We start from the raw sequence: 12,440 nt of genomic DNA, 5'->3' as shown, positions 1-12,440 counted from the left end.
TGCGCCTGTGGGTAATGGAAAAATACTTCGCATTTCAATAATCCAATAACGCGAAGCCATACCCGACAGTCACCACGGACCCTTTGCAATGGTGAACAATATGACCGATTTAACTGCGCAAGAAGCCGCATGGCAGACCCGGGATCATCTGGATGATCCGGTCATTGGCGAATTGCGCAACCGTTTTGGGCCGGATGCCTTTACCGTTCAGGCGACCCGCACCGGGGTACCCGTAGTCTGGGTTAAGCGTGAGCAATTACTGGACGTTTTTGATTTTCTTAAAAAGTTGCCGAAGCCTTATGTCATGCTGTTCGACCTGCACGGCATGGACGAGCGTCTGCGTACTCACCGCGCCGGTTTACCTGCTGCGGATTTTTCCGTTTTCTATCATCTGATCTCGATTGACCGCAACCGCGACATCATGCTGAAGGTGGCGTTGTCGGAAAACGATCTGAATGTGCCGACCATCACCAAAATCTTCCCGAACGCCAACTGGTACGAGCGTGAAACCTGGGAGATGTTTGGCATTACTTTCAATGGCCACCCACATCTGACGCGCATCATGATGCCGCAGACCTGGACGGGGCACCCGCTGCGTAAAGATTATCCGGCGCGCGCCACCGAATTCGATCCGTTTGAGCTGACCAAAGCCAAGCAGGATCTGGAAATGGAGTCGCTGACATTTAAGCCGGAAGATTGGGGTATGACGCGCGGCACCGACAATGAGGACTTCATGTTCCTCAACCTCGGTCCGAACCACCCCTCCGCTCACGGGGCGTTCCGCATCATTCTGCAGTTGGATGGTGAAGAGATCGTCGACTGCGTGCCGGATATCGGTTACCACCATCGTGGCGCCGAGAAAATGGGCGAACGTCAGTCATGGCACAGCTACATTCCTTATACCGACCGTATTGAGTACCTCGGTGGCTGCGTCAACGAAATGCCATACGTGCTGGCGGTAGAAAAACTGGCAGGGATCACGGTACCGGATCGCGTTAACGTCATCCGCGTGATGCTTTCTGAGTTGTTCCGCATTAACAGCCACTTGCTTTACATCTCCACCTTCATTCAGGACGTGGGCGCAATGACGCCGGTGTTCTTTGCCTTTACCGATCGTCAGAAAATCTACGATCTGGTGGAAGCAATCACCGGGTTCCGTATGCACCCGGCCTGGTTCCGCATTGGCGGCGTGGCACACGATCTGCCGCGTGGTTGGGATCGTCTGCTGCGCGAGTTCCTCGACTGGATGCCGAAACGTCTGGCGTCCTACGAGAAAGCGGCGCTGCGTAACACCATTCTGAAAGGCCGCTCTCAGGGTGTAGCCGCTTACGGCGCGAAAGAAGCGCTGGAGTGGGGGACTACTGGTGCTGGCCTGCGTGCGACCGGTATTGATTTCGACGTGCGTAAAGCACGCCCGTATTCCGGTTACGAGAACTTTGACTTTGAAGTCCCGGTGGGCGGTGGCGTCAGCGACTGTTACACCCGCGTGATGCTGAAAGTTGAAGAGTTGCGCCAGAGCCTGCGCATCCTTGAGCAGTGCCTGAATAACATGCCGGAAGGCCCGTTCAAAGCGGATCACCCGCTGACGACGCCACCGCCGAAAGAGCGCACGCTGCAACATATCGAAACCCTGATTACTCACTTCCTGCAGGTTTCGTGGGGCCCGGTCATGCCGGCTAACGAATCTTTCCAGATGATTGAGGCAACCAAGGGTATTAACAGTTACTACCTGACCAGTGATGGCAGCACCATGAGCTACCGTACCCGTGTTCGCACTCCGAGCTTTGCGCACTTGCAGCAAATTCCGTCGGCGATCCGCGGCAGCCTGGTCTCTGACCTGATTGTTTATCTGGGTAGTATCGATTTTGTTATGTCAGATGTGGACCGCTAATTATGCACGAGAATCAACAACCACAAACCGAGGCTTTTGAGCTGAGTGCGGCAGAGCGTGAGGCAATTGAGCACGAAAAGCACCACTACGAAGACCCGCGTGCGGCGTCCATTGAAGCGCTGAAGATCGTTCAGAAACAGCGTGGCTGGGTGCCGGATGGCGCAATCTATGCCATTGCGGATGTTCTGGGGATCCCGGCGAGCGACGTTGAAGGCGTGGCGACATTCTATAGCCAAATTTTCCGCCAGCCGGTTGGCCGACACGTTATTCGCTATTGCGACAGTGTGGTATGCCATATCACCGGTTATCAGGGTATTCAGTCGGCCATTGAAAGCCACCTGAAAATCAAGCCAGGCCAGACGACCTTCGACGGCCGTTTCACGCTGCTGCCGACCTGCTGCCTGGGTAACTGCGACAAAGGCCCGAACATGATGATTGACGAAGACACGCACAGTCATCTGACACCGGAAGGCATTCCTGAGCTACTGGAGCGGTATAAATGAAAACTGTTATCCGTACTCCCGAAACCCATCCGCTGACCTGGCGTCTGCGTGATGATAAGCAACCGGTCTGGCTGGATGAATACCAGAGCAAAAATGGCTATGCCGGTGCGCGTAAGGCCCTGACAGGCATGGCTCCGGACGATATCGTTAATGCGGTGAAAGATTCGGGTCTGAAAGGCCGCGGTGGTGCAGGCTTCTCCACGGGGCTGAAGTGGAGCCTGATGCCGAAAGACGAATCCATGAATATCCGTTATCTGCTGTGTAACGCCGATGAAATGGAGCCGGGTACCTACAAAGACCGCCTGTTAATGGAGCAATTGCCGCACCTGCTGGTGGAAGGCATGCTGATCTCCGCGTTCGCACTCAAAGCCTACCGCGGTTATATCTTCCTGCGTGGCGAGTATATCGAAGCTGCCGTCCACCTGCGCCGTGCTATCGCTGAGGCGACCGAAGCTGGCCTGCTGGGGAAAAATATCCTGGGTACCGGTTTTGACTTCGAGCTGTTTGTGCATACCGGTGCCGGGCGTTATATCTGCGGTGAAGAGACCGCCCTTATTAACTCCCTGGAAGGGCGTCGCGCTAACCCGCGTTCCAAGCCACCCTTCCCGGCCAGTTCTGGCGTATGGGGTAAACCGACTTGTGTGAACAACGTCGAAACCCTGTGTAACGTGCCGGCTATCCTTGCCAACGGCGTGGAGTGGTACCAGAACATTTCGACCAGTAAAGATGCTGGCACTAAACTGATGGGCTTCTCCGGCCGTGTGAAAAACCCAGGCCTGTGGGAACTGCCTTTCGGCACCACCGCGCGCGAGATTCTTGAAGACTATGCCGGCGGCATGCGTGATGGCCTGAAGTTTAAAGCCTGGCAGCCGGGCGGCGCAGGCACTGACTTTCTGACCGAAGCGCATCTCGACTTGCCAATGGAGTTCGAAAGCATTGGTAAAGCCGGGAGTCGTCTGGGCACATCACTGGCGATGGCTGTTGATCACGAAATCAATATGGTCTCGCTGGTGCGCAACCTGGAAGAGTTCTTCGCCCGCGAGTCGTGCGGTTGGTGTACGCCATGCCGTGACGGTCTGCCGTGGAGCGTAAAAATCCTGCGAGCGCTGGAGCGTGGTGAAGGCCAGCCTGGAGATATCGAGACACTTGAGCAACTGTGTCGACAACTCGGGCCGGGTAAAACCTTCTGCGCGCATGCGCCAGGTGCGGTTGAACCGTTACAGAGCGCGATTAAATATTTCCGCGAAGAGTTTGAAGCGGGCATTAAACAGCAATTCAGCAATACCCATGCAATTGGCGGTATCCAGCCAAACTTGCTGAAAGCGCGCTGGTAATGGTCCTTCCCTCATCAGCAATGGGTGAGGGGACGCGAACAGAATTTTGATTAACTCTCAGTCGCTGACTGAGACAACTGGAAGCATGCTAATGGCTACTATTCATGTAGACGGCAAAGAATACGAGGTAAATGGAGCAGACAACCTTCTTGAGGCTTGTCTCTCTTTAGGCCTTGATATTCCTTATTTTTGCTGGCATCCGGCGCTGGGGAGCGTGGGTGCGTGCCGCCAGTGTGCGGTGAAGCAATATCAGAACGCGGAAGACACGCGTGGCCGCCTGGTGATGTCCTGTATGACACCGGCGTCCGATGGTACTTTTATCTCTATCGATGACGATGAAGCGAAGCAGTTCCGTGAAAGCGTTGTTGAGTGGTTAATGACTAACCACCCGCACGATTGCCCGGTTTGCGAAGAGGGCGGCAACTGCCATCTGCAGGATATGACCGTCATGACCGGTCACAGCTTCCGTCGCTACCGCTTTACCAAACGTACTCACCGTAATCAGGATCTCGGGCCGTTCATCTCCCATGAAATGAACCGCTGTATCGCCTGTTACCGCTGTGTGCGTTACTACAAAGATTACGCAGACGGCACGGATCTTGGCGTTTACGGTGCCCATGACAATGTCTATTTTGGTCGCCCGGAAGATGGCGTGCTGGAAAGCGAGTTCTCAGGTAACCTGGTCGAAATCTGCCCGACAGGCGTATTTACCGATAAAACCCACTCTGAGCGCTACAACCGTAAGTGGGATATGCAGTTTGCACCAAGCATTTGCCAGCAATGCTCACTGGGTTGTAACACCAGCCCGGGTGAACGTTACGGTGAACTGCGTCGCATTGAAAACCGTTATAACGGTACCGTTAACCACTACTTCCTCTGTGACCGTGGTCGTTTCGGCTATGGTTACGTCAATCTGAAAGATCGCCCGCGTCAGCCGGTTCAACGTCGCGGCGACGATCTGATCACGCTTAACGCTGAGCAAGCGATGCAGGGTGCAGCGGATATTCTGCGCCAGTCGAAGAAAGTGATTGGCATTGGCTCCCCGCGCGCCAGCGTGGAAAGTAACTTCGCGCTGCGTGAACTGGTGGGTGCGGAAAACTTCTATACCGGCATTGCCAAAGGTGAGCAACAACGTCTTGAGCTGGCGCTGAAAGTGCTGCGTGAAGGCGGTATCCGTACCCCGGCGCTGCGTGAAATCGAATCTTATGATGCCGTGCTGATCCTTGGCGAAGATATTACCCAGACCGGCGCCCGCGTTTCGCTGGCGGTGCGTCAGGCCGTGAAAGGTAAAGCACGAGAAATGGCTGCGGCTCAGAAAGTCGCCGACTGGCAGATTGCTGCGATCATGAACATCGGTCAGCGTGCCAAACACCCGCTGTTTGTCACCAACGTCGACAGTACCCGTCTGGATGATATCGCTGCGTGGACATATCGCGCACCGGTAGAAGATCAGGCCCGTTTGGGTTTTGCTATTGCCCATGCGCTGGACGACGCCGCACCGGCGGTTGACGGCCTGAGCAATGACCTGAAGAACAAAGTAGATGTTATCGTTCAGGCGCTGGCCGGGGCGAAAAAACCACTGATTATCTCTGGCACGAACGCGGGCAGCGCGGATGTTATCCACGCGGCGGCAAACGTTGCCAAAGCGCTGAAAGGCCGCGGTTCTGATGTGGGCATCACCATGATTGCCCGTTCGGTCAACAGCATGGGTCTGGGAATGATTGGCGGCGGTAGCCTCGATGAGGCACTGGCTGAGCTGGAAAGCGGTGCGGCCGACGCGGTCGTGGTGCTGGAAAACGATCTGCACCGCCACGCATCCGCAACCCGTGTCGACGCCGCGCTGGCAAAAGCACCGCTGGTGCTGGTCATTGACCATCAGCGCACGGCGATCATGGACAAAGCGCACCTGGTGCTCTCTGCCGCAAGTTTTGCGGAAAGCGACGGCACAGTCATCAACAACGAAGGCCGTGCTCAGCGCTTCTTCCAGGTTTACGACCCAGGCTATTACGACAACAAAACCATTATGCTGGAGAGCTGGCGCTGGTTGCACTCCTTGCACAGCACCGTGCAAAACCGTGAAGTGGACTGGACGCAGCTTGACCACGTTATTGATGCTGCTGTTAACGCGTTGCCGCAACTGGCCGGTATTAAAGATGCCGCGCCGGATGCCAGCTTCCGTATTCGCGGGCAGAAACTGGCGCGTGAACCGCATCGCTACAGCGGGCGCACTGCTATGCGCGCCAATATCAGCGTGCACGAGCCGCGTCAGCCGCAGGATAAAGACACCATGTTCGCCTTCTCAATGGAAGGGAACAACCAGCCGTCCGCACCGCGTTCGCAAATTCCGTTCGCATGGGCGCCTGGCTGGAACTCACCGCAGGCATGGAACAAGTTCCAGGATGAAGTGGGCGGTCACCTGCGTCATGGCGATCCGGGCGTACGCCTGATTGAAGCCTCTGATAGCGGGCTGGACTACTTCGTTAGTGTGCCGGGGGCATTTGAAGCTCAGGACGGCAAATGGCGGATTGCCCCGTACTATCATCTGTTTGGCAGTGACGAAATGTCGCAGCGTTCGCCTGTGTTCCAGAGTCGCATGCCACAGCCGTACATCAAGCTTAACCCGGCCGATGCCGCGAAGCTTGGCGTCAATGCGGGTGCGCATATTTCCTTCACCTATGAAGGGCAGACCATCAGTTTGCCGTTGCAGGTATCGGAAGGGCTGGCAGCAGGGCAGGTAGGTCTGCCGATGGGCATGCCTGGCATTGCGCCGGTGCTGGCCGGAGCACGTCTTGAAAATCTGCAGGAGGCGCAAGCATGAGCTGGTTAACACCGGATGTTATCGACATTTTGTTAAGCATCCTGAAAGCGGTAGTGATCCTGCTGGTGGTGGTTACCTGTGGCGCATTTATGAGCTTTGGTGAACGTCGTCTGCTGGGTCTGTTCCAGAACCGCTACGGGCCGAACCGTGTAGGCTGGGGTGGTTCACTTCAGCTGGTTGCGGACATGATCAAGATGTTCTTTAAAGAGGACTGGGTCCCACAATTTTCTGACCGTGTGATCTTTACTCTGGCGCCCATGATTGCGTTTACCTCGTTGCTGTTGGCATTTGCTATCGTGCCGGTCAGCCCGACCTGGGTTGTCGCTGACCTGAACATTGGGATCCTGTTCTTCCTGATGATGGCAGGGCTTGCTGTTTATGCGGTGCTGTTTGCGGGCTGGTCAAGTAACAACAAATACTCTCTGCTCGGTGCAATGCGTGCCTCGGCGCAGACGCTGAGTTATGAAGTGTTCCTTGGGCTTTCCCTGATGGGCGTTGTGGCGCAGGCCGGTTCATTCAATATGACCGACATTGTTAACAACCAGGCGGGTTTGTGGAACGTAATCCCGCAGTTCTTTGGCTTTGTGACGTTTGCAATCGCGGGCGTGGCGGTATGTCACCGTCACCCGTTTGACCAGCCGGAAGCAGAGCAGGAACTGGCGGATGGTTATCACATCGAATATTCCGGGATGAAGTTTGGTCTGTTCTTCGTCGGTGAATATATCGGTATCGTCACCATTTCCGCACTGATGGTTACGCTGTTCTTCGGTGGCTGGCATGGACCGTTCTTACCGCCTTTCATCTGGTTCGCGCTGAAAACTGCGTTCTTTATGATGATGTTCATTTTGATCCGCGCAGCATTACCGCGTCCTCGTTATGACCAGGTGATGTCGTTCGGCTGGAAAGTCTGCCTGCCGCTGACGCTGATTAACTTGCTGGGAACGGCAGCTGTCATTCTCTGGCAAGCGCAATAAGGGGTGAAAAGACCATGACTTTAAAAGAATTACTCGTGGGCTTCGGCACCCAGGTCCGTAGTATCTGGATGATTGGCCTGCACGCGTTTGCAAAGCGCGAAACCCGGATGTATCCGGAAGAGCCGGTTTACCTGCCGCCGCGTTACCGTGGTCGAATTGTGCTGACGCGCGATCCGGACGGGTCTGAACGTTGTGTTGCCTGTAACCTGTGCGCGGTAGCTTGTCCGGTAGGCTGTATCTCGCTGCAAAAAGCCGAGATGCAGGATGGTCGCTGGTATCCGGAATTTTTCCGAATCAACTTCTCGCGCTGCATCTTCTGCGGTTTGTGTGAAGAAGCGTGCCCAACCACGGCGATTCAGCTCACCCCCGATTTCGAGATGGGCGAATTCAAGCGTCAGGATCTGGTGTACGAAAAAGAGGATCTGCTGATCTCCGGTCCGGGCAAATACCCGGAATATAACTTCTACCGGATGGCAGGTATGGCAATCGACGGCAAAGATAAAGGTGAAGCGGAAAACGAAGCCAAACCTATCGACGTCAAGAGCCTGTTACCGTAAGGAGAGGGGCAATGGAGTTCGCTTTTTATATCTGTGGCCTGGTCGCCATCCTGACGACGGTTCGCGTGATTACGCATACCAACCCGGTGCACGCCTTGCTGTATCTGATTGTCTCCCTGCTGGCTATTGCCGGGGTCTTCTTCTCGCTTGGCGCGTATTTTGCCGGGGCGCTGGAGATCATCGTCTATGCCGGGGCCATCATGGTGCTGTTCGTTTTCGTTGTGATGATGCTCAACCTGGGTAATAGCGTGGTTGAACAGGAGCGTAACTGGCTCTCGCCACAAATCTGGGTTGGCCCGGCGCTGCTCTCTGCAGTTCTGCTGGTGGTGATGATTTACGCCATTCTTGGCGTCAATGATCAGGGTATCGACGGTACGGCGATCAATGCTAAAGAGGTCGGTATCACCTTGTTTGGGCCGTATGTACTGGCGGTTGAACTGGCTTCTATGCTCCTGCTTGCGGGGCTGGTTGTTGCCTTCCACGTAGGGCGTGAAGACCGCATGGGCGAAGTGCTGAGCAACCGCTCCGACGACCGTGCGAAAAGAAAAACGGAGGAGCGCGCATGATCCCCTTACAACATGGACTGATCCTCGCGGCGATTTTGTTTGTTTTAGGTTTAACCGGGTTGGTTATCCGTCGTAATTTGCTGTTTATGCTGATTGGGCTGGAAATCATGATTAACGCCGCCGCGCTGGCCTTTGTGGTCGCAGGCAGCTATTGGGGCCAGACCGACGGTCAGGTGATGTATATCCTCGCGATTAGCCTTGCGGCTGCGGAAGCGAGCATTGGCCTGGCGTTGCTGCTGCAACTCCATCGTCGCCGCCAGAATCTGAATATCGATTCAGTAAGTGAGATGCGTGGATGAACATGCTCGCCTTAACCATTATTTTCCCTTTAATTGGCTATGTCTTACTGGCCTTCTCTCGTGGTCGCTGGTCAGAGAACCTCTCTGCCACAGTGGGCGTCGGTTCCATTGGCCTGGCGGCGCTGGTAACGGCAATCGCAGGCGTAGATTTCTTCAACCAGGGCCAGCAACCGTTTGTTAAGCCGCTGTGGACCTGGATGGCGGTCGGCGATTTCAATATTGGTTTCAATCTGGTGCTGGATGGTCTGTCGCTGACCATGCTGTCGGTGGTGACGGGTGTTGGCTTCCTGATCCACATGTTCGCCTCCTGGTATATGCGCGGCGAAGAGGGGTACTCCCGTTTCTTTGCGTATACCAACCTGTTTATCGCGAGCATGGTGGTGCTGGTGCTGGGCGATAACCTGTTGCTGATGTACCTCGGTTGGGAAGGCGTGGGTCTGTGCTCTTATCTGCTGATTGGTTTTTATTACACCGATCCGAAGAATGGCGCTGCAGCAATGAAAGCCTTTGTCGTAACCCGTGTGGGTGATGTCTTTTTGGCTTTCGCGCTGTTCATTCTTTATAGCGAGCTGGGTACGTTGAACTTCCGCGAAATGGTTGAACTCGCGCCGCAGCACTTTGCCAACGGCAACACGATGCTCACCTGGGCAACGCTGATGCTGCTGGGTGGTGCGGTTGGTAAGTCCGCGCAACTGCCGTTGCAAACATGGCTTGCAGATGCGATGGCCGGTCCGACGCCGGTTTCTGCACTGATTCACGCGGCAACCATGGTCACTGCGGGTGTTTATCTGATTGCCCGTACTCATGGCCTGTTCCTGATGACGCCGGAAGTCCTGCATCTGGTGGGAATTGTCGGTGCGGTGACGTTGTTGATGGCAGGTTTTGCCGCGCTGGTGCAGACCGATATCAAACGCGTGCTGGCCTACTCAACCATGAGCCAGATTGGTTACATGTTCCTTGCCCTTGGCGTACAGGCCTGGGACGCGGCGATTTTCCACCTGATGACGCATGCGTTCTTTAAAGCATTGCTGTTCCTGTCGTCGGGGTCGGTGATTCTTGCCTGCCACCATGAGCAGAATATTTTCAAAATGGGTGGCCTGCGTAAGTCGATTCCGCTGGTCTACGCTTGCTTCCTGGTGGGTGGCGCGGCGCTGTCCGCACTGCCGATGTTGACTGCAGGCTTCTTCAGTAAGGATGAGATCCTTGCAGGTGCGGTGGCGAACGGGCACATCAATCTGATGATCGCGGGTCTGGTCGGTGCGTTTATGACATCGCTCTATACCTTCCGTTTGATTTTCATTGTCTTCCACGGAAAAGAACAAATTCACGCTCACGCAGGGAAGGGGATCACCCACCATCTGCCGCTGATCGTGCTGCTGGTGCTCTCGACGTTTGTTGGCGCAATGATTGTGCCGCCGCTGAAAGGCGTTCTGCCGGATACCACCGAGCTGGCACACAGCAGTGTGGTAATGCTGGAAGTGGCGTCTGGCGCGGTAGCGATCATCGGTATCCTGCTGGCGGCCTGGCTGTGGCTGGGTAAACGCACGCTGGTCACCGCTGTTGCCAACAGCGCAGCAGGCCGTTTCTTCGGTACCTGGTGGTTCAATGCCTGGGGCTTCGACTGGCTGTACGATCGCGTATTCGTCAAGCCGTACCTCGGTATTGCCTGGCTGCTGAAGAGTGACCCGCTGAACGCATTGATGAACATCCCGGCGATTCTGTCCCGCTTTGCAGGCAAAGGTCTGCTGTTTAGCGAGAACGGATACCTGCGCTGGTATGTGGCCTCAATGAGCATCGGCGCCGTTGTGGTGCTGGCACTGTTGATGGTATTGCGTTGAGTTTGTGTGATTTGTGAGGCGGTGAACGCCGCCTCCGATGAAAACATATTTTAGGTAAGTATTCCTGATAATCAGGCTGGCGAGCACGATAGCCTGAACAGGAATTAATATAAGGGACATACACCGCCATGTTATTACCCTGGCTAATACTCATCCCCTTTATTGGCGGATTCTTGTGCTGGCAGACCGAACGCTTCGGCGTGAAGGTGCCGCGCTGGATCGCGCTGATCACCATGGGACTGACGCTGGCGCTTTCTCTGCAGCTGTGGCTGCAGGGCGGCTATTCTCTGACGCAACCCGCTAACTTCCCGCACTGGCAGGAAACGTACAAACATGAATGGATCCCGCGCTTCGGCATCAGTATCCACCTTGCGCTGGACGGTTTGTCGCTACTGATGGTAGTGCTGACCGGTTTCCTCGGGGTGCTGGCGGTGCTCTGCTCATGGCGAGAAATCGAAAAATACCAGGGGTTCTTCCACCTCAACCTGATGTGGATCCTGGGCGGCGTTATCGGCGTGTTCCTTGCCATCGACATGTTCCTGTTCTTCTTCTTCTGGGAAATGATGCTGGTGCCGATGTACTTCCTGATCGCACTGTGGGGCCATAAAGCCTCTGACGGGAAGACGCGTATTACCGCTGCGACCAAGTTCTTCATTTATACCCAAGCCAGCGGTTTGGTGATGTTGATTGCTATCCTGGCGCTGGTGCTGGTGCACTACAACGCCACTGGCGTGTGGACTTTCAACTACGAAGATCTGCTGAAGACACCGATGTCCGACAACGTCGAATATCTGCTGATGCTCGGTTTCTTTATCGCATTTGCGGTGAAAATGCCGGTGGTGCCGCTACACGGTTGGTTGCCGGATGCGCACTCACAGGCACCGACAGCCGGTTCTGTTGACCTGGCGGGGATCTTGTTGAAAACTGCGGCCTACGGTCTGCTGCGCTTTTCGCTGCCGCTGTTCCCGAATGCGTCTGCGGAGTTCGCACCTATTGCCATGTGGCTTGGTGTAATTGGTATCTTCTACGGCGCGTGGATGGCCTTTACTCAGACTGATATCAAACGTCTGATTGCCTATACCTCCGTTTCCCACATGGGCTTTGTGCTGATTGCCATCTACACAGGCAGCCAGCTGGCTTACCAGGGGGCAGTGATCCAGATGATCGCTCACGGTCTCTCTGCGGCCGGTCTGTTTATCCTTTGTGGTCAGCTGTATGAGCGCCTGCATACCCGCGATATGCGTATGATGGGCGGGTTGTGGAGCAAGATTAAATGGCTACCGGCTCTGTCAATGTTCTTCGCCGTCGCCACGCTGGGTATGCCGGGTACCGGTAACTTCGTTGGCGAGTTCATGATCCTTTTCGGTAGCTATCAGGTTGTTCCGATGATCACGGTGATTTCGACCTTCGGCCTGGTCTTCGCTTCTGTCTATTCACTGGCAATGCTGCACCGCGCTTACTTCGGTAAAGCGAAGAGCGCGCTGGCCAGTGAAGAACTGCCGGGACTGTCGCTGCGCGAACTGTCTATGATCCTGATCCTGGTCGTGCTTCTGGTACTGCTCGGCTTCTATCCGCAGCCGATTCTGGATACATCGCACGCTGCGATGGGCAATATCCAGCAGTGGTTTGTTAATTCCGTTACTACTACAAGGCCGTAAAT

General features: G+C 55.2%; 10 protein-coding genes. All 10 read left to right on the top strand.

The window, feature by feature from the left end; all coding sequences use genetic code 11:
- The first annotated feature begins 88 nt into the window (after positions 1 to 88).
- The 10 genes from nuoC to nuoM all read left to right on the top strand — a co-directional run bounded on the left by nuoC (position 89) and on the right by nuoM (position 12,438).
- Entirely contained in the window at positions 89 to 1,891 is a 1,803-nt protein-coding gene (gene nuoC / locus RTX30_RS06615) for an NADH-quinone oxidoreductase subunit C/D (protein ID WP_312688092.1), read from the top strand.
- Between the two features lie 2 nt (positions 1,892 to 1,893).
- Positions 1,894 to 2,394 carry an NADH-quinone oxidoreductase subunit NuoE gene (gene nuoE, locus RTX30_RS06610; RefSeq protein ID WP_086868054.1) on the top strand — a complete coding sequence of 167 codons (501 nt, stop codon included), beginning with the start codon at positions 1,894 to 1,896 and terminating at the stop codon, positions 2,392 to 2,394.
- On the top strand, positions 2,391 to 3,728 hold the full coding sequence (gene nuoF / locus RTX30_RS06605; protein ID WP_312688081.1) for an NADH-quinone oxidoreductase subunit NuoF: 1,338 nt from the start codon (positions 2,391 to 2,393) through the stop codon (positions 3,726 to 3,728). Before nuoE ends, nuoF begins: the two co-directional genes overlap by 4 nt.
- A 91-nt stretch (positions 3,729 to 3,819) precedes the next feature.
- Positions 3,820 to 6,546: an NADH-quinone oxidoreductase subunit NuoG gene (nuoG, locus tag RTX30_RS06600; RefSeq protein ID WP_312688080.1), complete on the top strand. Its 2,727-nt coding sequence runs from the start codon at positions 3,820 to 3,822 to the stop codon at positions 6,544 to 6,546.
- Positions 6,543 to 7,520 carry an NADH-quinone oxidoreductase subunit NuoH gene (nuoH, locus tag RTX30_RS06595; protein ID WP_312688078.1) on the top strand — a complete coding sequence of 326 codons (978 nt, stop codon included), beginning with the start codon at positions 6,543 to 6,545 and terminating at the stop codon, positions 7,518 to 7,520. The genes nuoG and nuoH overlap by 4 nt, the downstream gene beginning before the upstream one ends.
- A gap of 14 nt (positions 7,521 to 7,534) precedes the next feature.
- Positions 7,535 to 8,077 (top strand): NADH-quinone oxidoreductase subunit NuoI, encoded by a 543-nt coding sequence (gene nuoI, locus RTX30_RS06590; RefSeq protein WP_312688076.1) that lies wholly within the window; start codon positions 7,535 to 7,537, stop codon positions 8,075 to 8,077.
- A gap of 11 nt (positions 8,078 to 8,088) precedes the next feature.
- Positions 8,089 to 8,643, top strand: coding sequence for an NADH-quinone oxidoreductase subunit J (nuoJ, locus tag RTX30_RS06585; protein WP_312688073.1), 555 nt, complete (start codon positions 8,089 to 8,091; stop codon positions 8,641 to 8,643).
- Positions 8,640 to 8,942, top strand: coding sequence for an NADH-quinone oxidoreductase subunit NuoK (gene nuoK, locus RTX30_RS06580; RefSeq protein WP_002463445.1), 303 nt, complete (start codon positions 8,640 to 8,642; stop codon positions 8,940 to 8,942). Before nuoJ ends, nuoK begins: the two co-directional genes overlap by 4 nt.
- Complete coding sequence (gene nuoL / locus RTX30_RS06575) at positions 8,939 to 10,780, top strand: NADH-quinone oxidoreductase subunit L (RefSeq protein ID WP_312688070.1); 1,842 nt, start codon at positions 8,939 to 8,941, stop codon at positions 10,778 to 10,780. Before nuoK ends, nuoL begins: the two co-directional genes overlap by 4 nt.
- Positions 10,781 to 10,908: 128 nt before the next feature.
- Positions 10,909 to 12,438 (top strand): NADH-quinone oxidoreductase subunit M, encoded by a 1,530-nt coding sequence (nuoM, locus tag RTX30_RS06570; RefSeq protein WP_312688067.1) that lies wholly within the window; start codon positions 10,909 to 10,911, stop codon positions 12,436 to 12,438.
- The last annotated feature ends 2 nt before the right edge of the window (positions 12,439 to 12,440 follow it).

It is taken from the genome of Kosakonia sp. (genome assembly GCF_032052965.1).
In the GTDB taxonomy this organism is placed as follows: Bacteria; Pseudomonadota; Gammaproteobacteria; order Enterobacterales; family Enterobacteriaceae; genus Kosakonia.
Note: the sequence above shows the minus strand (reverse complement) of the source record. Positions and strands in the feature narration are given on the sequence as shown.

What these genes read in the sequence shown, in the direction of transcription:
- nuoC (WP_312688092.1), top strand. Translation starts at nt 89, where the DNA reads ATGGTGAACAATATGACCGATTTAACTGCGCAAGAAGCCGCATGGCAG.
- nuoE (WP_086868054.1), top strand. Translation starts at nt 1,894, where the DNA reads ATGCACGAGAATCAACAACCACAAACCGAGGCTTTTGAGCTGAGTGCG.
- nuoF (WP_312688081.1), top strand. Translation starts at nt 2,391, where the DNA reads ATGAAAACTGTTATCCGTACTCCCGAAACCCATCCGCTGACCTGGCGT.
- nuoG (WP_312688080.1), top strand. Translation starts at nt 3,820, where the DNA reads ATGGCTACTATTCATGTAGACGGCAAAGAATACGAGGTAAATGGAGCA.
- nuoH (WP_312688078.1), top strand. Translation starts at nt 6,543, where the DNA reads ATGAGCTGGTTAACACCGGATGTTATCGACATTTTGTTAAGCATCCTG.
- nuoI (WP_312688076.1), top strand. Translation starts at nt 7,535, where the DNA reads ATGACTTTAAAAGAATTACTCGTGGGCTTCGGCACCCAGGTCCGTAGT.
- nuoJ (WP_312688073.1), top strand. Translation starts at nt 8,089, where the DNA reads ATGGAGTTCGCTTTTTATATCTGTGGCCTGGTCGCCATCCTGACGACG.
- nuoK (WP_002463445.1), top strand. Translation starts at nt 8,640, where the DNA reads ATGATCCCCTTACAACATGGACTGATCCTCGCGGCGATTTTGTTTGTT.
- nuoL (WP_312688070.1), top strand. Translation starts at nt 8,939, where the DNA reads ATGAACATGCTCGCCTTAACCATTATTTTCCCTTTAATTGGCTATGTC.
- nuoM (WP_312688067.1), top strand. Translation starts at nt 10,909, where the DNA reads ATGTTATTACCCTGGCTAATACTCATCCCCTTTATTGGCGGATTCTTG.